This window comes from Nonlabens agnitus (assembly GCF_002994045.1).
Taxonomy (GTDB): domain Bacteria; phylum Bacteroidota; class Bacteroidia; order Flavobacteriales; family Flavobacteriaceae; genus Nonlabens; species Nonlabens agnitus.
This window is the reverse complement of the sequence record NZ_MQUC01000003.1, coordinates 1,147,238-1,173,103: the sequence shown is the minus strand read 5'-3', so window position 1 is coordinate 1,173,103 and position 25,866 is coordinate 1,147,238. Positions and strand designations below refer to the sequence as shown.

At 41.7% G+C, this 25,866-nt stretch carries 26 protein-coding genes; 3 read left to right on the top strand and 23 right to left on the bottom strand.

Annotation, left to right across the window (positions count from 1 at the left end; translation table 11 throughout):
- Positions 1-9: 9 nt before the first annotated feature.
- From BST86_RS05420 to BST86_RS05385, 9 genes are all read right to left on the bottom strand, one after another.
- A complete protein-coding gene (locus BST86_RS05420; protein WP_105982384.1) occupies positions 10-501 on the bottom strand; it encodes a Dps family protein in 492 nt (163 codons plus the stop codon).
- Positions 498-629 carry a hypothetical protein gene (locus BST86_RS15080; protein WP_262497913.1) on the bottom strand — a complete coding sequence of 44 codons (132 nt, stop codon included), beginning with the start codon at positions 627-629 and terminating at the stop codon, positions 498-500. Before BST86_RS15080 ends, BST86_RS05420 begins: the two co-directional genes overlap by 4 nt.
- Before the next feature lie 68 nt (positions 630-697).
- Positions 698-1,573 carry a DUF1853 family protein gene (locus BST86_RS05415; protein WP_105982383.1) on the bottom strand — a complete coding sequence of 292 codons (876 nt, stop codon included), beginning with the start codon at positions 1,571-1,573 and terminating at the stop codon, positions 698-700.
- Complete coding sequence (locus BST86_RS05410) at positions 1,570-2,178, bottom strand: WbqC family protein (RefSeq protein ID WP_105982382.1); 609 nt, start codon at positions 2,176-2,178, stop codon at positions 1,570-1,572. The genes BST86_RS05415 and BST86_RS05410 overlap by 4 nt, the downstream gene beginning before the upstream one ends.
- Before the next feature lie 2 nt (positions 2,179-2,180).
- Positions 2,181-3,758 (bottom strand): signal peptidase I, encoded by a 1,578-nt coding sequence (gene lepB / locus BST86_RS05405; protein WP_105982381.1) that lies wholly within the window; start codon positions 3,756-3,758, stop codon positions 2,181-2,183.
- A gap of 59 nt (positions 3,759-3,817) precedes the next feature.
- Entirely contained in the window at positions 3,818-4,519 is a 702-nt protein-coding gene (gene dapB, locus BST86_RS05400; RefSeq protein WP_105982380.1) for a 4-hydroxy-tetrahydrodipicolinate reductase, read from the bottom strand.
- Positions 4,520-4,522: 3 nt separating this feature from the next.
- Positions 4,523-5,113 (bottom strand): DUF5683 domain-containing protein, encoded by a 591-nt coding sequence (locus tag BST86_RS05395; RefSeq protein WP_197709221.1) that lies wholly within the window; start codon positions 5,111-5,113, stop codon positions 4,523-4,525.
- A complete protein-coding gene (locus tag BST86_RS05390) occupies positions 5,106-6,002 on the bottom strand; it encodes a ParB/RepB/Spo0J family partition protein (RefSeq protein WP_105982379.1) in 897 nt (298 codons plus the stop codon). Before BST86_RS05390 ends, BST86_RS05395 begins: the two co-directional genes overlap by 8 nt.
- A 4-nt stretch (positions 6,003-6,006) precedes the next feature.
- Positions 6,007-6,771, bottom strand: coding sequence for a ParA family protein (locus BST86_RS05385; protein WP_105982378.1), 765 nt, complete (start codon positions 6,769-6,771; stop codon positions 6,007-6,009).
- A 114-nt stretch (positions 6,772-6,885) separates the two neighbouring features.
- On the opposite strand from BST86_RS05385, the gene BST86_RS05380 reads away from it, so the two are divergent.
- Positions 6,886-8,103: a glycosyltransferase gene (locus tag BST86_RS05380; protein ID WP_105982377.1), complete on the top strand. Its 1,218-nt coding sequence runs from the start codon at positions 6,886-6,888 to the stop codon at positions 8,101-8,103.
- Here BST86_RS05380 and BST86_RS05375 read toward each other — a convergent pair.
- From BST86_RS05375 to lysA, 11 genes are all read right to left on the bottom strand, one after another.
- On the bottom strand, positions 8,100-8,462 hold the full coding sequence (locus BST86_RS05375) for a hypothetical protein (protein WP_242446468.1): 363 nt from the start codon (positions 8,460-8,462) through the stop codon (positions 8,100-8,102). The genes BST86_RS05380 and BST86_RS05375 overlap by 4 nt on opposite strands.
- 7 nt (positions 8,463-8,469) lie before the next feature.
- Positions 8,470-9,789, bottom strand: coding sequence for a DEAD/DEAH box helicase (locus tag BST86_RS05370; protein ID WP_105982376.1), 1,320 nt, complete (start codon positions 9,787-9,789; stop codon positions 8,470-8,472).
- 165 nt (positions 9,790-9,954) lie between these two features.
- Positions 9,955-11,802 (bottom strand): PLP-dependent aminotransferase family protein, encoded by a 1,848-nt coding sequence (locus BST86_RS05365; protein WP_105982375.1) that lies wholly within the window; start codon positions 11,800-11,802, stop codon positions 9,955-9,957.
- Between the two features lie 95 nt (positions 11,803-11,897).
- Complete coding sequence (locus tag BST86_RS05360) at positions 11,898-12,578, bottom strand: SDR family NAD(P)-dependent oxidoreductase (RefSeq protein WP_105982374.1); 681 nt, start codon at positions 12,576-12,578, stop codon at positions 11,898-11,900.
- A 52-nt stretch (positions 12,579-12,630) separates the two neighbouring features.
- Positions 12,631-14,136 (bottom strand): FAD-dependent oxidoreductase, encoded by a 1,506-nt coding sequence (locus tag BST86_RS05355; protein WP_105982373.1) that lies wholly within the window; start codon positions 14,134-14,136, stop codon positions 12,631-12,633.
- A gap of 28 nt (positions 14,137-14,164) precedes the next feature.
- On the bottom strand, positions 14,165-15,049 hold the full coding sequence (locus tag BST86_RS05350) for a DUF808 domain-containing protein (RefSeq protein ID WP_105982372.1): 885 nt from the start codon (positions 15,047-15,049) through the stop codon (positions 14,165-14,167).
- A 362-nt stretch (positions 15,050-15,411) separates the two neighbouring features.
- Positions 15,412-16,287 carry an aldose 1-epimerase family protein gene (locus tag BST86_RS05340; protein WP_105982370.1) on the bottom strand — a complete coding sequence of 292 codons (876 nt, stop codon included), beginning with the start codon at positions 16,285-16,287 and terminating at the stop codon, positions 15,412-15,414.
- A 96-nt stretch (positions 16,288-16,383) separates the two neighbouring features.
- Positions 16,384-17,082, bottom strand: coding sequence for a haloacid dehalogenase type II (locus BST86_RS05335; RefSeq protein WP_105982369.1), 699 nt, complete (start codon positions 17,080-17,082; stop codon positions 16,384-16,386).
- Between the two features lie 11 nt (positions 17,083-17,093).
- Positions 17,094-17,744 (bottom strand): DsbA family oxidoreductase, encoded by a 651-nt coding sequence (locus tag BST86_RS05330; RefSeq protein ID WP_105982368.1) that lies wholly within the window; start codon positions 17,742-17,744, stop codon positions 17,094-17,096.
- A 233-nt stretch (positions 17,745-17,977) separates the two neighbouring features.
- Complete coding sequence (locus BST86_RS05325; RefSeq protein ID WP_105982367.1) at positions 17,978-18,967, bottom strand: 2-hydroxyacid dehydrogenase; 990 nt, start codon at positions 18,965-18,967, stop codon at positions 17,978-17,980.
- Positions 18,968-19,287: 320 nt separating this feature from the next.
- Entirely contained in the window at positions 19,288-20,520 is a 1,233-nt protein-coding gene (gene lysA / locus BST86_RS05320) for a diaminopimelate decarboxylase (protein WP_105982366.1), read from the bottom strand.
- 870 nt (positions 20,521-21,390) lie between these two features.
- Here lysA and sucC point away from each other — a divergent pair.
- Positions 21,391-22,584 carry an ADP-forming succinate--CoA ligase subunit beta gene (sucC, locus tag BST86_RS05315; RefSeq protein ID WP_055412823.1) on the top strand — a complete coding sequence of 398 codons (1,194 nt, stop codon included), beginning with the start codon at positions 21,391-21,393 and terminating at the stop codon, positions 22,582-22,584.
- Positions 22,585-22,656: 72 nt separating this feature from the next.
- On the opposite strand, the gene BST86_RS05310 is transcribed toward sucC, so the two are convergent.
- Positions 22,657-22,983, bottom strand: coding sequence for a hypothetical protein (locus BST86_RS05310; protein ID WP_105982365.1), 327 nt, complete (start codon positions 22,981-22,983; stop codon positions 22,657-22,659).
- Between the two features lie 74 nt (positions 22,984-23,057).
- Entirely contained in the window at positions 23,058-24,128 is a 1,071-nt protein-coding gene (gene aroB / locus BST86_RS05305) for a 3-dehydroquinate synthase (protein WP_105982364.1), read from the bottom strand.
- Positions 24,129-24,318: 190 nt separating this feature from the next.
- On the opposite strand from aroB, the gene BST86_RS05300 reads away from it, so the two are divergent.
- On the top strand, positions 24,319-25,488 hold the full coding sequence (locus BST86_RS05300) for a proline dehydrogenase family protein (RefSeq protein WP_105982363.1): 1,170 nt from the start codon (positions 24,319-24,321) through the stop codon (positions 25,486-25,488).
- Here BST86_RS05300 and BST86_RS05295 read toward each other — a convergent pair.
- Positions 25,485-25,865, bottom strand: a complete 381-nt coding sequence (locus BST86_RS05295) for a DUF4258 domain-containing protein (RefSeq protein WP_105982362.1) — start codon at positions 25,863-25,865, stop codon at positions 25,485-25,487. The genes BST86_RS05300 and BST86_RS05295 overlap by 4 nt on opposite strands.
- Position 25,866: the final 1 nt, after the last annotated feature.

Here is a 25,866-nt window from a genome sequence, read left to right as displayed (position 1 = left end):
CGACAAATGTTATACTGACTTATGAATATCACCAGTCTTCATTCTCCATGCGTCTAACATCCAGCTGGTAGTTTCCAACTCACGTATGTAAGCGCCTATCAAATCAATAGTACCTTCATCTTCGGCTTCTCCTGCAACTTCGACGACTTTAGACATTTGCTTCAATAGTAATCCATGATCGTCGATCAGTATATTTACCATATCAACATCTTTAAGTTCAGATTTTGATTCTTTTAGACTTGACATTTCTAAATAATCGCTGTAATTAGAAGTAGGCTGAAATCTAAGTGTTAAAATACGCTCAGCAATTTCATCTATCTTGAGGATAGCATCGTCATACATTTCTTCAAATTTCACGTGTAGATCAAAGAAATTATGTCCTAAGATATTCCAGTGAAAATTTCTTAGTTTTTGATAGTACAAATGATAGTCGGCTAATAAAATGTTCAGTTCTTTTGAAGTATTGTTAGCTTTATCGGCATTAAAATTTAAATAACTCATTTTTTGGTTTTTTCTTTTTCTTTTTTATTGATTGTATTAGAGTCCAGATCAAAATCTTTAGGCTTTGAACGATCTCCTATTTCTCCTAGTGGGCTATCACTTTTGGTTCTTTCAAATTTGCGTTCCATAATGTTTTGTTTTATTTAAAGATAAACCGCAACCTGCTCATCTTTAAAAACATCATGTTAAATCGTGCTTAAGGAGTTGGTAAAGCCGCAACCACAAAGAAGCTCTCAAATTCTCCACTAGGCCATTGCATCCATATCATGGGAGCAAATCCTCGCTCTAAGCTTTGGCGCACTTCTGGCAATAATTGCTCATGAGTAAATGCCACTTGCAAGGACTGTGGTCGCATTTTCCATTGCTTTTTTTCAGGTAGAAAATAGAGGTTGGAGGTTATCGCTTTCGCGAAAGCGAACTCATCCATATAATATCCCTTGATGCATCTTTTATTGAGGTATTTAAATTCACGCTGCCACATTTCTCGTGGGATATAAACGTGCGCCAGGAAGCAAACCTGTTGCTTGATCTGGGTCACATCTATGTTCAATGATTGGATCAGTTCAAGGGTTTCAGGTAATTGTAAAATAGGTAGTTGCCTTTTTTTAAGATGGTCAAATTTCTTAATGAAATAATCGCGCCTATTGGGTCCAACATAACTGGAGAGTTCCTGGTTTTGATCGCGGCTCAAATAAGCGGATTTATAATTTTTGCCCAGTTCAAAAATGTAGAATTTGTACACCAACTCGACATGAAACACCTGCTGCGTGCTTTTGTGTTTCAAGATGTAATCAATCTCGCCTAGGGTACGATTGCCTCTAAACACCTGTACGTTGGATGCGAGAACTTCATAGTTGGAGCTTTGCCTCGCGCAGAATTCAAAAAAGTACTCCGCTCGTTTACCCAATACGGTGCCATGAGGAATCGACGGTAATTCTAGAACATGTTCCTCATCGCTTAAATGGCTAAAATCAAAATTAGATAAAGGAAATTGCTCAATACCACCTAGCGTTCCCTGCCAGAAAGTGGACGTCTGGTAGAAAGCCTTGAACCTGTCATAGTCCGTATTCACAATGGCGATATACTTTTAAGATAAGCTCTTGAAGATGGACCTAAATTGAATAAAAGGTCCAGTCCTGATAACGGGTGCAGGAAGCCATGCTTTTCTTGAAATACCTGCATGTAAGGTTTGATGTCAAGATCTGATTTCTTTTTAGCAGTGATCAAGTAGGTGGCAAGCTCATCACTTTGGTAGTCGTCCGTAAAGTTTAAATCGGTAGCCAGGTTGAGCTGTGACAAGAGCCATTGCATGGTTTTAATATTCCATTCCATTAGCTTCTCTGGAATGTCCTGATACAACTCAATTAAATCATCCTCATAATATTCGTAATAAGGACTGCTTTTATAGGCGCTGGTGATGCTTTTGAGATGGTTGGATGCCCAAGGCTGTGATAGGTCTATAAGAACATCTTTGTATAGCGTGGAGCTTTGCTTGCCATCGTGAACGATAGGAATGTTGAGCGTGAGCGGTCCATTGGCGGCCGCAATATAACAACGGCTGCGATAGGTCTGTTTCACATAACTATCGCTAGCATCTACAAGAATTTGATCGCAATGATAAATATGAACCAAGGATTCTACATCCACAAAGTAGCTAGGATGTATGATAAGTGACATATCTATTTTTTTGCTTTGCGGTTTTTCATGATTTTACGCACCACAAAATAGATGATCAAAAGCACAACAAAATACACGAAATAGGAGGTAGGTTGACCCGTACCGTTCACGGTGGTGAACAAGCGATCCCAACGCACCATATCGGTCAAACTTTTGCTCCAGTCAATACTCATCCAGACAAACACTGGTTTTCCTACCACGTGTGTTTCTGGAACATAACCCCAGATGCGACTGTCTTCACTATTGTGACGGTTGTCACCCATTAGCCAGTAATAGTTTTGCAGGAAAGTATATTCCGTTAGAGGTTTTCCGTTTAGATAGACATCGTTACCGCGTAAATTGATGGTATTGGAGATTTCCATTTCAGAGCCCTCGTAAACTTCAATGATCCTGCGGTAGTAGTCAATGTTTTTATAGGTAATAGGTGTAGTCATTCCTTTAGCAGGAATGAGGAACGGCTTGATGTTATCATAACTATTACCTACAATGCCATCATAAGGGAAATAACGCTGTGAGAATGCATCTGAAAAGATAGTCTGCTCGACCTCAACAATGTTCCCGGTAGCTTCAAGCTTTTCTATCGCCTCATCAGTAGCTGCCTTGATGGATAACGCAGGTGTATTTGTACCAGTCAATTGACCTTGCTGGAAACCATCTGTGATACCAAATTCATTCATTTGTTCCTCAGTGTACTGAGCACCTTTAGTTTTCAATAGGAAGGAATGCTGCAATTTTGCGCGTTCTGGTAGTACGAGTGGTTCACCATTTATGTGCACCTTACCTTCAATCATGGAAAGTGTATCTCCAGGAATACCAACACAGCGCTTGACGTAATTCGATTTCTTATCGATAGGTTTATAGTGGTATTTCCCGTCGTTGTAGGGAAATGCATTGACCGTATCCACTGGCCAGTTGAATACTACAATATCGTTGCGCTTTACGTCACTAACGCCTGGTAGGCGCAAGTAAGGAAGTTGCGGTCTATCCAAATAACTCTTGACACTTAATACTGGAATCGTATCGTGAACCATAGGAGCAGCCACAGGTGTCATGGGAAATCTAGGACCGTAATGAAATTTTGATACAAATAGGAAGTCGCCGGTGAGTAAGGTTTTCTCAAGTGATGGCGTTGGAATGATAAAAGGCTGCATTACATACGTATGCACAATGGTAGCTGCAACCACCGCAAACAAAATAGAACTGGTCCACTCGCCGGCGGCAGTTCTGGGTTTTAGGGAGCGTTCTTTAATGTGCTCTAACGGCTGCGTGTAATTTATATAATACAAATAAAGTCCTAGGGTTAGAACGACTAGCGCAGTGTCTTTGGCTTTGTTATAGCCAAAAGACCTTAAGGTCTCCACCCAAATAACCACAAACATGATTAAATTAACGACTGGTAAAAACAACAAAATCGTCCACCAGATGGGACGATTAATGATTTTCATCAATACAACCGAATTATACACAGGAACAAAGGCTTCCCAAGCTTGTCTGCCTGCGGCTTTATAAAATTTCCACGTACCTGCGCCGTGGACAATCTGTAATATGATAAATAGGATGATCCAACCTGTCCAACTCATTCTGTAATCTTTATTGTATTCGTTTCCCTGATGTATTAGTTATAAAAGTACCGCCATCGTTACAATCCCAGCACATCCTTCATAGTAAAGCTTCCTTTTTTGTCTAACAGCCATTCTGCCGCGATGACAGCGCCTAATGCAAAACCATCACGGCTGTGTGCTGTGTGTTTGATTTCAATTTGATCTACGTCGCTATTCCAAGAAACCAAATGAGTTCCTTTAACATCATGCTCGCGCAAAGCCTCAATGCCAATAGAATCTTTTTCGTTTTCCTTTCCTAGGTGCCAACCTTTAAAATGGGTGTTCTCCATAATGCCTTCCGCAAGGGTGATGGCGGTACCGCTAGGAGCGTCTGCTTTTTCTGTATGGTGTATTTCTTGGACGGCTAATTGATAGTCCTCAAAGGGCTCCATCAAAGCAGCCAATCGCTTGTTGAGTTCAAAGAATAAATTCACGCCCAAACTAAAATTAGAAGCGTGAACCAAAGCCGCATTTTGGTCAGAAACTAGTTTATAGATTTCTTCTATGCTACTATTCCAACCTGTTGTACCACAAATAATTGGAATCTGTTTATTAATGCAATACTTCAGGTTCTCCAGTGCACTTTCTGGTGCGGTAAACTCAATGACCACATCGCTCTTTTCTAGATCGTTTTTAGAATCATCTTTATTGATTCTTGCTACAATTTCGTGGCCTCGCTCTTGAGCAATACGCTCGATGACCTTTCCCATTTTGCCGTAGCCTAATAGTCCGATTTTCATGATTTAAAATGTATAGGATAAAGCGAAACCATAACTGGTTCCAGATGCCGATTGATTATAATCTAGATAAGGTTTGAAAGATAGATCACGGTCCACATCAAACTGACTTAGGTGACCATCCACATTAGCGTCTATGATTTGAATGGCATAAAATGCAGCAGCGATTAACAAACTCAATTCTTTATTGCGCTGTGAGACACGTTGAGCGCGTTCCAGACCAGCGTTAGTCACAATGGGTTCACCGTTTTCATTTGAAAATTCATCATCAGTACCACCAGCGAGTCGTATTTGAAAAGCGGTGCGTAATCGTTGATACTCCTTATCGTTAGATATATACGCCAAAACAGGAATACCTATTCCTGCATAGGCCAGCGGTATTTTCCAGTATTTACCATTGTAAGCCTGTCCCAATCCTGGTAGTACGGCACTGTAAAAAGCAGCCTTAGATGGCCGGTTAGCATCATATAAATAAGCCGAATAATCGGGCTGTATCAAACTGTCCGTTACCGCATTGACTTGAATGGGATCGCCCGTACGTTGCCCAAAACACCAGCAAGACGCCATCAAAAAAAGATATGGAAGCAGCTTAGCCATTAATCATTTTAGTAATGCGCTCCAGGTCTTCTTTGGATTCAAATGCTATGGTCAGTTTTCCTTTTCCGCTGGAACTTGTGGTAGCAGTCACTTTCGTATTCAAGGCATTGCTTAATTCTTTTATCGAGGATTCCACATGTGCAGGCAAGGATTTTGATTTGTTCTGCTTTCGCGAAAGCGGACTTCCCTTAGACTGTTTAACAAGTGCTTCAGTATCTCGTACGGATAAATTATCGCTCAATATTTTTTGATAGATATCCAGCTGATCTTCAAGATTTTCAATCGTAATCAACGCACGACCATGACCCATGGAAATGAAGTTGTCACGCATACCTGTCTGGATGATAGGATCTAACTTCAACAATCTCAAATAATTGGCTATTGCGCTACGGCTCTTGCCCACGCGCTCACTCATCTGTTCTTGAGTCAAATCAATCTCTTCAATCAATCGCTGGTAAGAAAGGGCAATCTCGATTGGATCCAGATCTTGTCGCTGGATGTTTTCTACCAGTGCCATTTCCAGGGATTCCTGATCGTTAGCAATGCGCACGTAAGCTGGAATGGTCTTTAATCCCAATAATTTTGAAGCACGACAACGACGTTCTCCAGAAACCAATTCAAACTTGCCAAATCCCTTTTTTCGAACAGTAATAGGCTGAATCACACCCAATTCCTTGATGGAAGATGCCAACTCGCGCAGATTCTCTTCATTGAAACTGGTACGCGGCTGGAATGGATTCATGTCGATATCTTCCAGCGGCAGGTCAATCACGTTGCCTACGATCTTGTCGGCATTCTTGTCCTGTGCGGTATTGATATCGTTGGATGGATCCTTTAATAAGGCTGATAATCCACGACCCAAAGCTTGTTTTTTAGTTGCTTTTGCCATGTGATTAGGAGTTTTTTGAAATGAGTTCGTTAGCCAGGCTCAGGTAATTTTCTGAACCTTTACTCGCGGCATCATAGTTAATAATACTCTCGCCATAAGATGGCGCTTCACTTAAACGCACATTGCGCTGGATGATTGTCTTGAAGGTCAAACCTTCAAAATGCTGATTGACTTCTTCTACCACTTGATTGGACAATCGCAACCTGCTATCGTACATGGTTAGCAACAATCCCTCAATATCCAGTTGCGGATTATGCAGGTTTTGCACACTCTTTACCGTGTTCAAAAGTTTGCCCAAACCTTCCAATGCAAAATATTCACATTGAATAGGGATCAACACACTGTCGCTGGCTGTTAAAGCGTTAAGCGTCAACAGACCCAATGATGGTGCACAATCTAGGATAATGTAATCGTAATCGTCTTTTATAGGTGCCAGAGCCTTGCGCAACATCTGCTCACGATTCTCTTGATCTACCAGTTCAATTTCAATAGCTACAAGATCAATATGTGCGGGAATGATGTCCAGATTGGGTGACTCTGTCTTTACGATAAGGTCTGCCGCCTTGATGGTGTGTTCCAGCAATTGGTACGTTCCTGCTTCAACCTCGTCCACATTGATGCCTAAACCTGAAGATGCGTTTGCCTGTGGATCTGCATCAATAAGCAATACCTTCTTTTCCAAAACACCTAGACAGGCCGCAAGATTCACGGCTGTTGTTGTTTTTCCTACGCCACCTTTCTGATTTGCAATTGCAATGATTTTCCCCATGAAAATTGTTGAATTTTTAAGACTGCTAATGTAAATATTAATGTTCGTATTGCCCAGATTAATCGGCATACTTATACCGCATTTATGTACAGCATTCTAACCTAACTTTGCGATATGAAAAAGCTGCTCGTCATAGGATACATCTGGCCAGAACCTACTAAAACAGCCGCTGGATACAGAATCCTACAACTTATCGACCTCTTTTTAGATCAGGAATATGAGGTGGTTTTTTGTTGTGCCGCTCGATTGAAACAGACGGCTCAACCATCGTTAAAAGAACGCCATATATCCACACATGGTATTGATTTACATGACGATTCCTTAGATCGATTATTGATGCAATTTCAACCAGCAGTAGTGTTGTACGATAGATTTTTGATAGAAGAACAGTACGGCTGGCGTGTGCGCCACCATACGCCACAGGCGATCCAAATCCTGGATACCGAAGATCTGCATTTCCTGCGAACGGCCAGAGAACAACAGGTGCTGCAAGGGACCAGTCTTCAAGATGGATTTGAGAGCGAACTGGCACTGCGCGAGATAAGCAGTATGAATCGGGTGGATTTGAGCCTAATTATTTCAAGGTTTGAAATGGAACTGTTGCAGGACAATTTCCCGGTGGATCCAGAGACCTTGTTTTACATTCCGTTTTTGGTGGAAGATGATCAAGTCAAAGAATATCAAACTAAGGCAAAACCTTATGAAGAGCGTCAGGATTATTGCACGATTGGTAATTTGAGACACGCTCCTAACGTGGATGCGGTAGAAATACTTAACACCGAAATCTGGCCTATTATAAGAGCCAATCAGCCAGAGGCTCAACTATTCATTTATGGTCCCAATGCACCTCAAAAAATACTGGACCTACATGATCCCGATAGCGGATTCCTCATCAAAGGTCACGCAGCAGACGTAGATGTGGTGTTGTCAAAACATAAGGTATTACTCGCACCGTTGCGTTTTGGCGCCGGTTTGAAGGGCAAAGTATTTGACGCCATGAAAAATGGACTGGCCATCGCAGGAACGCCAGTAGCGTTTGAAGGAATTCGGTTAGAGGATGCTTCTGAAACTAGTTCTTGGACTGATTTTGCACAAGACGCTTTAGATTTATATACCAATCCATCACGCTGGCAGGATCAAGTAAACGAGAATTTTGAGATTCTTAAAAGGGATTTTGAAAAGTCCGCTTTCGCGAAAGCGTTATTCCTTAAAATCAACGACTTAAAGAATCATCATCCCAGAAAAAGAAGTCTGGTCAACAAAATCGCGCTACATCACGCCGATGCGCATTTCAAGTTCATGAACTACTGGATCAACGCTAAAAAGAACTAATCGGGTCTATCGAGTAGTTTTTGCGAAACCTTGAAATCGGCACGATAGAGCATGTCTTTTTGAGCCCTTTTGAACTTTCCAAAAGCCGATTTATACCACTGTGGATGCGTGGCTTTTTTGCGGTAGACCTCGTGGTTATCAGTCCCAAAAAGTTTCCCATCGTGGTAGGCTTCCATATTAAAAATGCCGATACCGTAATGCTCTGCGCGCAGTAGGATAGAGGCAAAATCATTTTCGCTGAAGTAATTTTTGTCCTCTTCCAGACCTTCGTTTTTATTCTCCAGATCGTAGAAAACCTTTTCAACTAGAAATTCCTGTTGCTTGATTTCATTAGAGTCTGGTGTGGTGGATTCGCTCATAATATTCTTATTGGTCCAAAAGTGAAATGCGCACTTTTCGCTTTTTTATTTTACTGTTGTTAAGTGTATTGATCAATTCGTATGCCTTTTCATAAGGCACCGCCACAAAGGCACAATCCTGCTTGAGCTCGATCACGCCCAATTCATCTCTCTCTAGGTTTCCCTGCTTGAAAAACAAGCCGGCAATATCGCCTTTTGAAATCTTATCCTTGCGACCACCAGAAATATAAAGGGTTTCCCATTGTTGGTCTGGTTTGGCTTTTTTGGAATCGCTGAGTTCGAGAAGGTTTGCATTCTCAATAAAATCAGGTAGTTCTTGGTTTTGGAACTTGATCATATAAGCCGTGCCGCTGGCATGCATGCGCGCCGTCCTGCCGTTTCTATGGATAAATTCCTCACGTTTGTACGGCAATTGATAGTGAATGATATAATCCAGCTCTGGAACGTCAATTCCTCGAGCAGCAAGGTCTGTTGCGAGAAGGATTTTGTGGGTTCCATTCCTGAACTTGATTAAGGCACGCTCGCGATCCAGTTGCTCCAATCCACCGTAAAAAACGGAATGCTGGATGTCACAATCCCATAAATAATCGCTCACTTCTGCAATCGTGTCTTTAAGATTGCAAAAAATGATGCCGCGTTTGGATCCTAAATGAGCGATGAGTTGGCGTAATGTAGCCAATTTATCTGGAGTAGGAGACACCACGATTTTAAGCTCGAGATTGGGCTGTTGATCTTCAAGAAAGATCAATCTTTTAGGATTTGCCATTTTCATAAACGGCGGTATGCCTACTTTTTGAGTGGCAGAAGTCAATATTTTTTTACGAACCTTCGGTAATGACTCGGCAATCTCGCGCATCTCGCTTTCAAAGCCAGTTTCCAGTGATTTGTCAAATTCGTCAAGCACCAAAGTCTCAAGTTGAGTAACATCAATATGGCCACGACGTAAATGGTCTGCCACACGACCAGGTGTTCCTATCAATATGGCTGGTGGAGTGGAAAGAAGAATCTTATCTCCAGATCCAGATCTACCGCCATAAACCGCATTGACCTTAAAACCACTGCCCATTTCACGTAGCACTTGCTCAATTTGAATCGCGAGCTCTCTGGACGGTACCAGAATAAGCGCCTGAACTTTATCCACATGAGCATCTAGCAATTGCACTAAAGGCAATAGAAACGCCAGTGTTTTTCCAGTACCTGTAGGCGATAACAACACCACTTCATCCTGTGAGCTGATCGCCTTTTGCGCAGCGACTTGCATTTCGTTTAGCTTTTTGATGCCTAGCTTGTCAAGAATTTGCTGCTGGTTTTTTAGGGAATCGCTCATGCCGTAAAGGTAAGAGGTAGTATGGTCATAAAATTGTACAATTCTTGAAAGCCAAAAAGTTTACAAGAACCGCTTCCCGTTCTCATAAATAGCTTTTGATTACCCTCGATTAACTATTGAAAATCAATAGTTAGATATGATGCATCAAGCAGGAAATCGCTTGAATTACTTTATTTCCTTCACAAACTCCCTGAAAACCTCTTTATGACGTTCCAGATCCAGGTCTGGTGATAGGGAAGCACGTACGATATAATCCTTGTCGCCTTCCTTAGTTGTTCCTTGGGTACTCGTGGCTGGTACGGTCCAGTAACAGCCTTTCAATTGACCATAACTTACGCAAAACTTACTTTCCAGCGGAATCTCATCAATCATCAAATGAATCAATTTGAGATTGAGAGCGCGTTTATAGGTTTCGCGTTCTTCTGGCGTGGAACCTTTTGTTGGCAAGTCCATGGAAAACACAGATGGTGTAAAACCTTCTTGTGCGAGTTCTTCACTCACAAAATTGATTTTGGCTTCTGGCAATTCCTGCTTGATAAAATCAACAAATTCCCGAGTGTTTTCGTAAGCTAATTGAATACGCTCATTCATGGAGGGCAATTGCTGGGCAAGAATCTCGTACTGGTGAGCAGTGGCTTCATTATCGCACAATTCAAGATGCACCGCCACCTTGTCCATCAAATCTTGCGTTTTGCCATTTCCTACGCAATATCCTGCGGTACATCTACCACCGCTAGGAAATTTGGAACCGCTGGCATAAGAAATAGTTCGTACTTCTGATAGGATTTTGCCTTCGCCCAGGAATAAATAGTTAGGACAAAAAGTCTGATCCAGAATAAATACTGGATCGATTGCAGTCGTGCCATTAGGTGTAGTTCGCTTTCGCGAAAGCGCATTTCTCAAATCCTCCAAAACAGGAACTTCCACACGTGGATTGGTAGGAATTTCAGCAATGATAAATGGAACTGCGTCCTGCTGGGCAATTTGATCCAGCACTCGATCCACGCTTTTTACCATGTCGTTATCGCCATCTACAGGCAAGTCGACAATTTCTACATGATCCAAGCAAGCCGCAACGCGTCTGGCCTGATCGTTAGTACCGCCGTAACAGTTAGGTGGCACTACAAATTTGATAGGTTTACCAAGATGTTGCTCTAGAGCACTGTCAATAAGTCCCATCATGATGGCATACTGTATGGACAAACCACTGGAGCCTACATAGGGTTGGAGCGGTGATCCAGTAATCTCATTGATGGAGTTTAGTACGCTGGTTTTATCGTTTTCAACGTCAGGTTCTGTTAGATCCAGCGGAGCATCCTTTACAAAGGATTCTAACGCCAACAGGGAATTTGACGGCGTCATGGCTACCGTTTCTCTACGACGCACGTGTTGGATGTCAGATATATAACCAGAAGTCTCTTTGCCGTTTGCAATCAAGATACTTCCCAGATGACCATATAGATTGACGTAGAAATCAATGTTATTTTCTAAATGGGATACACCCATTTTCTCCTTTTGTGATAGCAAAATAGTAGTACCGTCAAAAAGACCTATATCGCAGGTGGATCGAACTTTTTGCAAATCAAAATGATAACCGTATACCTTTCTGATTTTATCGGCATCAAAAAAGTCGGGCAAATTGTCTTGATGTACTATTCTGGTATTTTTTCCTTTCAACAGATTTGTGCGCAACACCGCAAGAACGGGAACCGTTTGCGATTGAAAGGCGATGACGTGATCTGCAGCGATACCCAATTGCTGAGCAATGCCCCATTCCAGAATACAGGATAGCGGATGACCCAACCTGATATAATCGTAAGCCGTTGGCAGTTCTGCCAAGGCTTCTCTTTTAAAATTGTTGGAAGTATATAGATGTTCAAATTTCTCGAGGAATTCCGTTTTGGCAAATTCTTCATTGTAAACGTCCAGCCTATGAGTTGTAAGACCCAACCAATCTGATGGCTGGTGTTGAAGTACTTGCTTTATGTATTCTAATGACTTGTTTTCTTTCATGTTTCATTCTTATTCTAGACAAAGGTACAATCCATCCGTAGCGATACCATTTTGTTGGTTCGTCTTAGCTAAATTTTGTGAGGATGCAATGTTTTTTAAAAGGCAGAGAAGAATTGTCCATTGGGACCATCATTTTCTACCAATACGGGTTTTAAAGCTCCAGGCAAGACAGCTTCTACAGGATTGTCTGCGTGCTCGCCACCTAGATCTGTTTTTAACCAGGTAGGATCAAAATAGTTCAAGCGAACTGCGGTGTTCTCTAATGCTACAGCCAGGTCTTGAGAGAGTTTATCTACAGCCCATTTAGAAGCGCCATAAGGTGCTAATTGGGGTTGACCAGAAATGCGAGAAGTGACATTTACGACTCTTCCAAAGTTATTTTCAATCATCGCAGGCACAAATGCTGCACATAATTGGTACATCGCCACGACGTTTACTTTATACGTGTCCATCCATTCATCAGTAGAGTGTGACCAGATGTCTTCATGATAATCCTTCATGATCCCTGCGTTGTTATATAAAATATCAATAGGAAAGTTGAGATTATTCACCTGATGGATAAGCGCTTTGACTTCTTGATCATCAGCGAGATTGCCGTGAACGCTGTAGGTTTGAATAGGAAAAGATTCCAATAATTCCAGCGTTTTGTCATTGCTTGATGGCTGGCTTCCATGAACGATAATATTACATCCTAAACGTGCCAGTCCCAATGCTATTTGTTGTCCTACACCACGACTGGATCCTGTAATTAGTGCATTTTTCCCTTGTATATCCATCTTTTTAAGCTGTTTGATTTTAGTTCAAAGTTACGAAGAAGCCTCTTGGAACTTACTTGATGTCACTACCTCTTGGTGCGTCGATTTCCTTCAGGACAAGGTCAGAATGTAAAAAATCTGCGGCAGCTGCCGATTCCTTAACCTTTACTGTACTACGCTCTATCATTTCTTTTTCAAACGCATTGAGCACATTTGTTCTGATTCCTTTTTCTCGCCAGTTCGATGGTGGCCTGCAACCTGTATATATCAGTCGTGCCAGTGAGAGCGCATCCAGTAAGGCTTGATTAGCTCCTTGACCTTTAAAAGGACTCATGGGATGTGCTGCATCGCCCAGTAAAGTTATGTACCTTGATAAGATGCCTAGGCCTTGCGATAAAGATTTATCAGTGTTATCAAAGGCTTTTAGTGACCTCGCTTTCGCGCCTGCCTGCCGGACAGGCAGGAAAGCGAACTCATCCAAAACTTCACGATCATAAACAGGATAACCGGTAACCAAATCCTCTTGCGTTGCTCTTAAGGTTTGCGGAATAGGAGCGTGCCAATCTTGAGTGCGTTGGATGGCTTCCAGCTTTAGGGCTTTGGAGCCTTGAGCGCTAAGACTTTTTGCATCACTTTCTGACATTGGAAAACTAAACTGCCACATGATGGAATCCCTAGAATAAGGCATCATGTACATACGCTCGTGGCCATTTGCAGTTTGAAACACCGTCGCTGAGTCCAGCAGCTCATGATCAGAATTTTCAATATCAGATAACGGACAAATGCCCAAAATCACAATACAATCCAGGTACCGCAGCGGTGTGGAGTCGTTGCTCAAAATCTGATTACGTACCTGGCTACGTATGCCGTCTGCACCCACAACAAGATCTGCCTCGTAGTTCAGGATATCATAGTTCACCTTGAACCGCAGCTGGACACGTTTATTAGAAGCCATGGAACTATCTATAAATTGATGGTTCCATTGAATAGTAGCTTGATCATTTATTTGATCAATAAGCGCTTGTCTCAAAGCCTGTCTGGCTATGTGAATGTTGGTTTTTTTAGGAGCTTCTTTGTCACTGTTTTCCATCCATTTGCGCATGCCCCATTCGGCGATTTTTTTTCCATCGGTATGGTGAACGACATGTCTGGTAGAAACAACACCTTCTTGAAGCTCTTGGATTCCGAAGCCAGCCATGGCCTTACTGGCTTGTTGTAAGGTCAATCCGTAACCTTGGGAACGAGCGTCAAAACTGGCGTCGCGCTCAAACAGAGTAAAAGGAATGCCACGATGCAAACAGGCTACTGCTAGAGCTACACCACCTATACCAGCACCAACAATTGCCACATGTGGGAAACTTTGATTAGGAATAGGAGCCTGGTCGCTTTGAACTAATCCGGTACCGTTACAAGTCGTACAAGTTTTGAGATGACCTTTTGGTTTTTTTGGTGCCTTTCCTTCGCCATCGGATTTTTGGAAGTCTGCTAGAGCTTTTTGATATTGAAGTTTAGCCTTTTTGCGAATGCGCTGGCTTTTCTTGCCGCGTCCTAAACAATCGGTGCAGACCTTCCAGAACATATCGGCTTTTTCCAAAGGAAGCTGGGTTTTAATGTGCGGCAGCTTTATCCTTTTTAAAAAATAAAACCTTCACCAATTTATAGATGCCTAGCGAAAGCGCACCAACTACAAGACCCGTAAGCGCTTCACCTACAATGGCTGGTAAAGAATGCAAAGCATCATGGATAAACTCCAGATTGTGGACAAAGATTCCACCAGCCACTAAAATTAATGCGATGGTTCCTATTACCGATAAACTTTTGACAATCTTAGGCAATGCCGAAACCAAAAATCTTCCAACCGTGTTTCCAAAACCTTTTCCATCGTTGTTTTTGATCAATCGCAATCCTAAATCATCCATACGAACAATCGCAGCCACGATACCGTAAACTCCTATAGTGGCAATGATCGCCACTACTGACACTACCATAATCTGGTTCAAAATGGGTTCATTGACCACAGAGCTTAATGCAATAATCACGATCTCTACAGACAAGATAAAATCAGTCACAATGGCGGCTTTGATTTTTTCTTTTTCATGAGCGATTATTTCCTCTTCAGACATTTCTTGTGGTGGTATGTCCGTTTCTGGTTTTGAATGCGGGAAAATCCATTCATAGATCTTTTCGGCACCTTCAAAAGCTAGGTAAATACCTCCAAGAAGTAAAATGACGGTCACGGCCCATGGCAAAAAAGCACTTAACAGGAAGGCAATGGGTAAGATGATGAGTTTGTTGATAAAGGAACCTTTTGTGATCGCCCACAATACAGGAATCTCTCTGGAAGACACAAATCCAGAAGCTTTCTCTGCATTTACGGCAAGGTCATCGCCCAGGATTCCAGCCGTTTTTTTAGTCGCGACTTTGCTCATGGCAGCCACATCGTCCATAAGGACACCTATATCATCGAGTAATGCAAAAAATCCTGAAGCCATTAAAAAACATTTTGTGGCAAAGGTACAAATAGGCAAGTCTTAAAGTCAAATACCCAACTTTTGTAACAAAATATTAATCCATAAAAAATCCGCAAGGGACACGAGCCTTTGCGGGTTTTTAAAGCGATATGCTGCTTATTTGGATTTTTTCAATTTCTTTTCAGCCTTCTTTTCCTTAGCTGTTTTGGTAGGTTCTTTTTTGACGTTTTTCTTAGCGTCTTGTGATTTTGCCATGAGAATTCATTTTACGGTGAACACTAAATCTAACCTTTATATACGTGCGGCGATCCCATAAGAGACATTTAATTTTAAGCTAGTTTAAGTCTCGTGAGAGCTATGATCAGACTTGGCTTGAGCCATAATTACTCGATCTCTGTAATGATCGATATCGAGAAGCGAGTTGCTGGATCTATGGTTTTGTAACTGCTTTTTTGGGCAATATCAAGCGATTCGTCTTCTGAATCTGGCAATCCCAGCCATGGTTCAATACACACATAATCGGCTCCAGGTTTTGACCAGAGCGCGAGGTGTGGAAAGCCTTCAAATCTAACGATGAGGCCCTTGTTTTTATCGCTTTCGCGAAAGCGAACCCATTCAAAATCGATATTGGATAAAATAAGTGCGTCGCGATCAAATAGATGGTTAGAAAGTGGTAAGGTGGCATTTTTCAATTCGAAAGTCCGGAATTCGTTAGATAGCAATCCAGAAGCGCCCAAGGTTTGCGCACGTAGATCCTGCGATGTAGGAAACTCGATCACGTAATCTTTCAAGGTCTTGCCGTCTGTCAATGGGCAGGCGTAAGCGGTATGGCCACCGCAGGCAAAATGCATGGGGACTTCATCCTGGTTTTCAATGACATAGCTCATTTTTAGACTTTTACCTACTAGTTCATACATTACAGCAAATGAAAATTCAAACGGATATTGTTTCAAGGTCGCTGGCGAACTGTTCAAGGTAAAGGAGCATTTGAAAGCGCTGTGCTGTTCAAAAACCAATTGGTCATTATGCCTAATGATACCGTGCCGTGGCATGGCGTATTCTTGACCTTTATATATGATTTTGTCGTCCTTTATTTTTCCAATCGCTGGGAACAAGACTGGCGAGCTGCTGCCCCAAACGGACGCATCGATTTGCCAGATGTGCTCTTTCCCGGTTTCCTTTTCTTTAAGCGAGCGGATTTCTGCACCGGTAGAACTGATGGTGCAGGTGAGCTGGTCGTTTTCGATGGTGTGAAGCATAGAAATATTTTATAAACTCAATTTAAGCAAATTGAAAAGTAGGTATAATGTTATATAATGAAAAACAGTCTCTTTAGCTTTAATTAAGGTGTTTTTCTATGCATTTTTTTGCAATGCCATCAGTGAAAGAGCTACCTCTTTTAAATCCGCTCCAACAATCTCTGCTTGAGGTGCTAGCGGATATTGCTGGTGACCAGGTCTCGCTACAAAGGCAGCTCGCCAGCCAGCCCATTGTGCACCGGCAACATCCCAACCATGAGCGGCAATCATCATACATGCCGTAGGTTTTGTTTGCATTTGTTGTGCTGCCCAGTCATAGGCTTGCGTAAAGGGTTTGAATTTTCCAGAGTCTTCAATGCTCAATCGAGCCTCAAAAAGATCTGCTATACTAGCGTTTGTGAGTTGTTGTTCTACACCTTCTTTGGACGAATTAGTGAAGGCTACCAGCTTGTAGCCATCATCTTTCAATTGGGTAAGCGCATCTTTCACTTTAGGATGTGGCTTTAAATGACGGAATGAATTTATCACTACGTCTCTAGCGACCTCTTTTGGGATGGTAATATCATGATTAGCTGCCACCATTTGTAAGGTAGCGGCACCTATCTTCCCGAAATCTTCATACTGTCCGCTAGCGCTGGTCACTAAAGAATGGTGAAGTAACGTAGTAAACCATAAATCAATAAAATCATCTCTACCATCCAGCAATCCTCTGATGTTTTCTTTCAAGGTAGAAAGATCCAGTAAGGTTTCATTGACGTCAAAAAACAGCACCTCAGGCCTCATTACATCTTTCATAAACTTACCAATTATGCATGTTGTTCCATAGCCTCTTTCAAAACCTGTTTGAAAACATCGACTGGTTGTGCGCCGGTAACGGCACTTTTTCTATCAAATACTATGGTAGGAACACTATTGACTCCTAAGCTTTTCCGATAAGCCTCTTTTTTAAGTACCTCGTTACGAGCTTCTTGATTATTTAGCATAGACAGTGCTTCATCAGCATCCAATCCTACGTCCAATAAAGCTTGCTTGAGAACTTCGGTTTTTGAAACGTCCTGACGCTCACTAAAAAATGCTTTGGTCAGGCGCATTTTTAAATCGGTTTGTTTGCTACATTGATGTGCATATTCCAGTAGAACGTGAGCATCAAACGTATTTGACATGCGCTGGTCGTCATAATAATCAAAAACAAAACCTACATCATCTCCAGCAGCTGTCATCTGCTCCTGCATTTGACGGTATTGTTCTGGACTCGAGCCATATTTTTCTATGATATGCTCTTTTAAGTTCTGACCTTCTGCAGGCATGTTGGGATTAAGTTCAAAGGGTTGCCATTCGAGTTCGATTTGGTTCTCGATTCCCAGTTCTTTTATGGCTTTTTCTAATCGTTTATAACCTATCGTACACCATGGACAGACGACGTCTGATACAATGTCGATTTTTAGTTTTTCTTTCATGAGTTGTATTTAGTGCGCTTTCGCGCCTGCCTGCCGGACAGGTAGGAAAGCGAAATTAAAATAAGTTCTCTCTTTTGAAGAATCTTTACCATAAACATCAGACCGCGGCAAAATCCTGAACCAGTCGTTCTGAATGGCAAACTACTACAATTCTAATGTGTAGTTTAATTCCAAATTGGTGGAATCCCCATGAAAGAAGCCTTGTTCAAAAAGGAGTTAAGTGATTATATTTTTTATTTCACTTCGTTTTCTAATTCTTGACCTTTGGAAAAGGCATCGATATTTACCAGAGTGGTCGTAGTTATTTCTTTCATGGCTTCTTTAGTAAAATAGGCCTGATGTGAGGTGATCAAAACGTTAGGGAAACTGTTGAGGCGTAACAGCAAATCATCTTGAATGATACTTTCTGATAAATCCTGATAGAACAAGTTTTCTTCCTGTTCATAGACGTCAATTCCCAAATAGCCTATTTTCTTACTGGACAGTCCGTTTATGGCATCTTCTGTATCGACCAATGCGCCACGGCTTGTGTTGATAATCATGACGCCATCTTTCATCATCGCAATGGATTTTTTGTTGATCAAATGTTGCGTCTGTTCATTGAGTGGACAATGCAGCGATATGATGTCTGCTTGTTTGAATACCTCGTTTAAAGACAAAAATGTTACGCCCAGCTCTTTAAGTTCTGCAGATTCCTGTACATCAAAAGCAACAAGATTGCACCCAAATCCTTTCATAACGCGGCAAAAAGTGGCACCAATGGTTCCTGTTCCTATAACGCCTACAGTTTTACCGTGCAGATTAAAACCCATTAAACCATTAAGGGAAAAGTTCCCTTCACGTACCCGATTGTAGGCTTTATGTGTTTTTCTATTAAGCGTTAAGATCAAAGCCACTGCGTGTTCTGCTACGGCTTCTGGTGAGTAGGCAGGAACCCGTACGATTTTGATGTTTTTCTTTTGGGCGGCTTCTACATCAACATTGTTGAACCCAGCACAGCGCAGCGCAATAAGTTGAATGCCATTTGTAGAAAGAATTTCAATGGTTGCCTTGTCAACACTATCGTTTACAAAAACAACCACCGCATCAAAATCTATAGTAAGATTTGCAGTATGCCTATTGAGCGACGTTTCAAAAAATGAAAATTCATGGGCTTGATCTTGGGCATACTTTTCAAAATAGGCTTGATCATAGGGCTTGGTGCTGAATACGGCTATTTCCATAAGAAACTTAAAGTCAATGGGATTACTCCATTAAGTTAGTATAATCCTTTCATCCTTACAAGAGGATATGTTTAGAAAGTTTGTTTATGGTAAATAACAATCACCTACTTAATTAGTGCGCGTGAAGAATAGTTGAAAATTATTTTTAAAGAAAAACTCCCAATCCGACTAAGGATCGAGAGTTTTACAATCATTCACTAGTTATAATGTAGATGCTGAAACCCTTCGACAAGCTCAGGGCAAGTGAGTTCAGCATGACAAAAATAGAGATGCTGAAACGAGTTTAGCATGACAAATCTACAATCGCCAATCTTAAATCACTAAGCTTCAACCAGATCAGAATTCAATTCTAATTCTACTTCTACCTGATTTTTTAAGATATCTTCCATGGTTTCACGCTCGCGTATGAGGTGCGCCTGGCCGTTGTGCCATAGCACTTCTGCTGGACGGTAACGTGAGTTGTAGTTGCTTGCCATAGAGTAGCAGTAGGCACCAGCATTAGAGAATGCCAGAATATCACCTTCACTAATCTCACTAATCTGACGGTTTTGTGCAAACGTGTCTGTCTCACATATATAACCTACCACACTGTAGAAACGATTTTTACCTTCAGGATTAGAGATGTTTTTGATGCCGTGGTAGGAACCATACAACATAGGTCTTATCAAGTGATTAAAACCAGAATCCACACCAGCGAAAACCGTGCTGGTCGTCTGCTTGATCACATTGACTTGAGCCAAAAAGTGTCCAGCTTCAGAAACCAAAAACTTTCCAGGTTCAAACGCCAGCGCGATATCTTTACCATAGGACTTGCAGAATTCATTGAATCTGCCCGATAACTGCTCGCCTAGATCCTCAATGTCTGTAGATACATCGCCTTCTTTATAAGGCACCTTAAATCCAGAGCCAAAATCGATAAATTCCAAATCCTTGAACTTGGCCGCCGTTTCAAAAAGGATTTCGGTGGCATACAAGAATACGCCTATGTCCAGAATGTCGCTACCCGTATGCATATGCACACCGTTAACGGTCATTCCTGTGTTCTCTACAATGCGCAACAAATGCGGTATCTGGTGAATGGAAATACCAAATTTTGAATCAATGTGACCTACACTTATGTTAGCATTACCACCAGCCATCACGTGTGGGTTGATGCGCACACAAACAGGAACTTTGGGATGCTTCGCACCAAATTGTTCCAGAATCGATAGGTTGTCAATGTTGATTTGCACGCCCATACTGGCCACCTTCTCGATTTCTTCGAGAGAGACGCCATTCGGCGTGTAGATAATCTTTGATGGGTCCACGCCAGCAGCGATTCCCAACTGTACTTCCTGTGAACTCACGGTATCGAGTCCGGCGCCTAACTGTTTAAAAAGCTTTAAGATCGAGATGTTTGACAACGCCTTAACAGCGTAGTGAATTCTAAGGTTTTCCACTTTCGCGAAAGCGGACGTCAAACGTTCATACTGCGACACAATCGTGTCTGCATCATAGACATAGACAGGACTACCGTGTTCCTGCGCTACATGTAATAGATCTTTTGCATTCATTAGTTATGCGATTAAATTTTAATTAAGCTAACAAAAATAGGATGGAGACGCCACATAATCGGCTTTATGGCAAAACATTTTAAGTTTTACATCACATAGCAGTATTTGTTTTGATTATAATGCTCATTTATTTTATCTGGGCGTTCCCATCGCTGCCACGATGGTCGGGCTTTACGCTACAAGTCCTCGCTATCGCTGCGGGCTTTCCACTTCAATCCCTAACGCGATATGGAGTAATGATTGGAGAATGTTGAATTTGTCATTGTCATTCGGAACTTGCTTGCCCTAAGCTTGCCGAAAGGTTTCAACATCTGCTTGCTACGATTCCTGTCTTAGAGCTGTCTGGTCAATAATGAAAATCCAAAGCTATTGATTCCCATTTTGAGCGACAGCGTCACTCTGAGCCGGTCGAAGTGTCGAGAAAAGGAATATTTTAGAAACCGGCAGTGGAACACCAACTATATCTCGACTGTCGCTCGATGTTGTTTGATCGGCAGTTTGATTTCTTAATGAAGTGGGTTCGAGCAGCCGTGGTGAAGAAATAACTCTCGGAAAAACGTATAACATTCAACCACATCTCGACTGTCGCTCGATATTGGTTTACAAAGATGAAACTAAAGCAAAAAGAAAGCCGGTTCGAGCGATAGTCGAGAACGAGCGATTTCGTCTCGAAGAAATCAATCCTATATTTCCCACGTTAATCACTCCAATAAATCAAACGTTGCTTTGTCAAGTGAAGGGCAACTTGAATTCATTATTCTCGACAAACCTATCTCAAAATCCCCTAACGTATTATTAGGATCAATAATTTCCATTTAGAGACTTGCTTTGTTATTTTTGCTAGCCTATTACAAAACTTAAAAAACACATATGAATCTTCACGAATATCAAGGAAAAGAGATTTTAGCCAGTTATGGAGTTACCGTACAAAGAGGTAAAATCGCAACCACTCCAGAAGAAGCGGTTCAAGCGGCAAAAGAACTGACCGACGAAACAGGAACTGGATGGCACGTTATCAAGGCACAAGTACATGCTGGTGGACGTGGTAAAGGTGGTGGCGTAAAACTTGCCAAAAGCCTTGACGATGTGAAGAAAATCTCTGGAGAGATTATAGGAATGGACCTGGTAACACCACAAACTTCTGCAGAAGGGAAACGTGTACACCAAGTGCTTATCGCAGAGGATGTCTACGAGCCAGGCGAGGTAGAAGTAGAGGAATTCTACATGTCTGTACTCTTGGATCGTGCGCAAGGGAAAAACATGATCATGTATTCTACCGAAGGTGGTATGGATATCGAGACCGTTGCAGAGGAGACTCCGCACCTGATCTTCACTGAAATTATTGATCCGGCTCACGGCCTACAAGGTTTTCAAGCCAGACGCATCGCCTTCAATTTAGGTTTGAGCGGTAAGGCATTTAAAGAAATGACCAAATTTGTGGCGAAGCTTTACAACGCATACGTAGGGTCTGACAGTGCTTTGTTTGAGATCAACCCAGTATTGAAAGCCAGTGATGAGAGAATTATCGCTGTGGATTGTAAAATTACTTTGGATGAGAATGCATTGTTCCGTCACAAGGATCTTGAAGCGATGAGAGATATACGTGAAGAAAACCCAACTGAGGTGGAAGCACGTGAAGTAGGATTGAACTATGTTGACCTAGACGGTAACGTAGGTTGTATGGTAAATGGAGCTGGACTTGCTATGGCAACCATGGACTTGATCAAGCAATCTGGTGGTGAACCAGCTAACTTCCTAGATGTAGGTGGTACAGCAGATGCAAAAAGAGTAGAAGAGGCCTTCAAAATTATCTTGAAAGACAAAGGTGTGAAAGCTATTCTAGTCAACATCTTTGGTGGTATCGTACGCTGTGACCGTGTGGCGCAAGGAATTATCGATGCTAAGAAAAGTATGGGCGACGCGATGAATGTCCCATTGATCGTAAGACTACAAGGAACAAATGCCGAAATCGCAAAAGACTTGATCGATAACAGCGGCATGGACGTGCAGAGCGCTATCGAATTCAAAGAAGCAGCAGATAAAGTTCAAGCAGTACTCGCATAAGTATTGCGAACTTTTCCAAATAAAAAAACCATCCGCGAGGATGGTTTTTTGTTTTATGATAAAATCAACAATTTAGTCTTCGTCATCTTCAGGTTCTTCGTCTGCAATGTCCTCAGCCTCTGCATTTGGATCCATTTCTGGTAGTGCATCTGGATCATTCATTTCTGCATCGTCATAATCGTCAACGTCAAAAGCTTCCATTTGCATCTCCAGTTTTTGAGAGATTTTCACTAAGTATTTTGTGTCTTCCGTTTTTACCTCTACGGCGTGGATGGTTTCGTTTTTATGGTTTTTAAAACTGATGACATCGTCATCGCCATATCCGTCTGGATAGCGATCTACTAAAAGTTGCAATACATCAGGTGTCAATTTTTTATAATCTACGATGACATTTCTCATAGGAGCAGGTGTTTCAATTTTTTGGGAAAGTATAAAAATATCTTAGTACGGACAATAAAAATGTTCCAGTTTATTTATTTCAGGTATAATTTAAATCCATTACGTATTTGATCTACAGAGACCACACAATCGGTTTTGTATTGTCCTATGGCATTGAGAAGTACAAATCTGACCTCGCCATTGACGTTCTTTTTGTCATGTGCCATGAGGCTGATAATTTGGTCTATTTCTTTATCGGCGAAGGATAATTCCAAGTTCAGACTTTGGTAAAAGGAGTCAATCTGATTGAAATCTGCCGCAGACAATCCAGTGTTAAGCGTACTCAAGTAGGATTCAACCATTATTCCTGCGGCGATCGCCTCACCGTGGAGTAAATCTTCGTGATCGTCACTTGCCATGCAAAAGGATTCAATTGCGTGGCCCACAGTGTGTCCATAATTGAGTGATTTACGGGCATCCTTTTCATAGGGATCGCTTTGTACCACATCATTTTTAATAATGATGGATTGATAGATCAAGGATTCAAAAGTCTCGTCGCTGTAATCAAAATCAATCGCCAGCATATTTTCCCAATACACACGATCTGCAATCAAGCCATGCTTAAACATTTCAAAGCTACCGTTGCGTAATTGTTTTTGAGGTAAGGTTTCTAGAAAAGTTGGATCCACCAGTGTCATTACTGGTGGTTGTATCACACCTATCTGATTTTTCAAATTCCCCAAATCCACACCATTTTTCCCACCAACGGATGCGTCCACCATCGCCAGCAAGCTTGTAGGAACGTGAATGAAGTCAATACCGCGTTTGATGGTACAAGCCACAAAACCACCTAGATCAGTCACCACGCCGCCGCCCAGACTTATAAAAAGACTGTTGCGATCACAGCCCAGTTCAATGAGCGCGCTCCACACACCAGTGCATGTGTCAATATTCTTGAACTCTTCACCAGCTTCAATTTCAATCACCTCGATAGGAGCGACCGTTTCAAGTTTTGCAATAAATGGTGCGTAACAATACTGCATGGTATTCTCGTCGACCAACACAATAATGATGCTGGGCAACTTTTTGGTCACGTACGTATTGAGTTGTACATAACATTCCTCGCCAAAGTGTATGGCATAGGATTCATTGATAATTGAGGTCATTTGCGGGTCATGTTATGATGGCTCTCTTTCCAAAACTCGATAGGTTGCAATGGGATTATTGAGGAGTTCGCTTTCGCGAAAGCGTCACAATCCACGACCATTGAACTACAAGTCTTAATGAGAACTTAAATAGCTTCAAAAGTACCAACTCTATGATAAACGAGCTGTATTTCCCGTTTATATTTGCGGCATGAATAAGCAATTTTTTGAGGATACTAAGACGGCTTTTGCACTCAAGTCCAATGCTGATTTGAAAAAGTCGCGATTTATATTTTCCATGATGGGACAGCAGTGGCTGGTCAATCTAGGGTCAAAACTGACCATGACCGGATTGAAACTAGGTTTGCCCATCAAAGGACTGATTAGAAATACCATATTTGACCAATTTTGTGGCGGCACTACTGAAGATGAGTGTATGCCTATTGTTGAGAATATGTACACTAAAGGCGTAAGTTCCATTCTGGATTATTCTGTAGAAGGAAAAGAAAATGAAGCCGACTTTGATAGCGTTGTAGGTAAGAAGCTTACCTTGATTCACGCAGCGGCTGTTAATGAGGCATTACCCTTTGAAGTGGTCAAACCTACGGGACTTGGAAGATTTTACATCTGGCAAAAAGTGTCAGAAGGTAAGGAACTCACTGCACCAGAACAGCTGGAATGGGAACGAATCGTGAATAGAGTTGACCTACTTTGCAAAACGGCCGTAGATAGTGAAGTGATGCTCTTATTTGATGGCGAAGAAAGCTGGATGCAAGATGCAGCAGACGCCTTGGTTAGAGACATGATGCAGAGTTACAACAAGGATAAAGCATATATCTACAATACGGTACAATGTTACCGTTGGGACCGTTTGCAATACATTGAAAACCTTTATCAAAATGCCAAGGCGAATAATTTTATTGCTGGAGCAAAGATCGTGCGTGGTGCCTACATGGAAAAGGAACGAGAGCGAGCAGAAGAGCTCAATTATCCATCACCTATCTGTAAGGACAAAGCCGCTACTGATCAAATGTTCAACGATGTGATGAACTTTATTCTTGATCATTTAGATACCATCAAATTATGTCTGGGAACTCATAATGAAGAGAGCACGCTTGCGGCTATGGAGTTCATGAAAGAAAAAGGAGTGGATCCTAGAAGTGGCGATGTTTGGTTTGGTCAATTGTACGGTATGAGTGACAATCTCACATTCAATCTAGCTGAAGCAGATCATAATGTATTCAAGATATTGCCTTTTGGACCCATTAATGATGTGATGCCTTATTTGATAAGACGTGCCCAAGAAAATACTTCGGTGGCTGGTCAGGTAGGACGTGAACTGAATTTGATCAATAAAGAGATCAAACGACGCGGTATCTAATCCTTTTCTATAACCAGTTTCTCAACGCGTACATAACGATCGCAATTGGTGACGATCAAGGCAGTTTTGGCCAACTCTTGGCGGCCATTGATGTAATAACGATTACATGGAATAGTGTCTGTATTGGATTTTGAGAAATCAACATCGCCATATTTGAGGATCATGATGACGCTGGTGGTGTCAATCTCTTTATTAGCCAGCAGTTCTCTAAATTCTGGTGAGAATCTTACTGAATTCTTTTTATTAATATCTGCAATGACCCGATCTTCTGGAAACCAGTTGCACTGCGCACGTTTACCGCTTAAAAAGAATACAAGAAATACGAGGCCTATGGCAAAACCGCCCATGTAAAAACCTAGACGTTTGATAAAATTCATG

Coding starts and splice junctions, on each gene's coding strand:
- BST86_RS05410 (WP_105982382.1), bottom strand. CDS start 2,178: ATGTCACTTATCATACATCCTAGCTACTTTGTGGATGTAGAATCCTTG.
- BST86_RS05365 (WP_105982375.1), bottom strand. CDS start 11,802: ATGAAAGAAAACAAGTCATTAGAATACATAAAGCAAGTACTTCAACAC.
- BST86_RS05420 (WP_105982384.1), bottom strand. CDS start 501: ATGAGTTATTTAAATTTTAATGCCGATAAAGCTAACAATACTTCAAAA.
- BST86_RS05325 (WP_105982367.1), bottom strand. CDS start 18,967: ATGGAAATAGCCGTATTCAGCACCAAGCCCTATGATCAAGCCTATTTT.
- BST86_RS05300 (WP_105982363.1), top strand. CDS start 24,319: ATGAATAAGCAATTTTTTGAGGATACTAAGACGGCTTTTGCACTCAAG.
- BST86_RS05335 (WP_105982369.1), bottom strand. CDS start 17,082: ATGAAAGATGTAATGAGGCCTGAGGTGCTGTTTTTTGACGTCAATGAA.
- lysA (WP_105982366.1), bottom strand. CDS start 20,520: ATGAATGCAAAAGATCTATTACATGTAGCGCAGGAACACGGTAGTCCT.
- BST86_RS05375 (WP_242446468.1), bottom strand. CDS start 8,462: ATGAGCGAATCCACCACACCAGACTCTAATGAAATCAAGCAACAGGAA.
- BST86_RS05385 (WP_105982378.1), bottom strand. CDS start 6,771: ATGGGGAAAATCATTGCAATTGCAAATCAGAAAGGTGGCGTAGGAAAA.
- aroB (WP_105982364.1), bottom strand. CDS start 24,128: ATGACCTCAATTATCAATGAATCCTATGCCATACACTTTGGCGAGGAA.
- BST86_RS05330 (WP_105982368.1), bottom strand. CDS start 17,744: ATGAAAGAAAAACTAAAAATCGACATTGTATCAGACGTCGTCTGTCCA.
- BST86_RS05310 (WP_105982365.1), bottom strand. CDS start 22,983: ATGAGAAATGTCATCGTAGATTATAAAAAATTGACACCTGATGTATTG.
- lepB (WP_105982381.1), bottom strand. CDS start 3,758: ATGAGTTGGACAGGTTGGATCATCCTATTTATCATATTACAGATTGTC.
- BST86_RS05390 (WP_105982379.1), bottom strand. CDS start 6,002: ATGGCAAAAGCAACTAAAAAACAAGCTTTGGGTCGTGGATTATCAGCC.
- dapB (WP_105982380.1), bottom strand. CDS start 4,519: ATGAAAATCGGACTATTAGGCTACGGCAAAATGGGAAAGGTCATCGAG.
- BST86_RS05295 (WP_105982362.1), bottom strand. CDS start 25,865: ATGAATTTTATCAAACGTCTAGGTTTTTACATGGGCGGTTTTGCCATA.
- BST86_RS05395 (WP_197709221.1), bottom strand. CDS start 5,113: ATGGCTAAGCTGCTTCCATATCTTTTTTTGATGGCGTCTTGCTGGTGT.
- BST86_RS05360 (WP_105982374.1), bottom strand. CDS start 12,578: ATGGATATACAAGGGAAAAATGCACTAATTACAGGATCCAGTCGTGGT.
- sucC (WP_055412823.1), top strand. CDS start 21,391: ATGAATCTTCACGAATATCAAGGAAAAGAGATTTTAGCCAGTTATGGA.
- BST86_RS05355 (WP_105982373.1), bottom strand. CDS start 14,136: ATGTTCTGGAAGGTCTGCACCGATTGTTTAGGACGCGGCAAGAAAAGC.
- BST86_RS05340 (WP_105982370.1), bottom strand. CDS start 16,287: ATGCTTCACACCATCGAAAACGACCAGCTCACCTGCACCATCAGTTCT.
- BST86_RS05350 (WP_105982372.1), bottom strand. CDS start 15,049: ATGGCTTCAGGATTTTTTGCATTACTCGATGATATAGGTGTCCTTATG.
- BST86_RS15080 (WP_262497913.1), bottom strand. CDS start 629: ATGGAACGCAAATTTGAAAGAACCAAAAGTGATAGCCCACTAGGAGAA.
- BST86_RS05380 (WP_105982377.1), top strand. CDS start 6,886: ATGAAAAAGCTGCTCGTCATAGGATACATCTGGCCAGAACCTACTAAA.
- BST86_RS05370 (WP_105982376.1), bottom strand. CDS start 9,789: ATGAGCGATTCCCTAAAAAACCAGCAGCAAATTCTTGACAAGCTAGGC.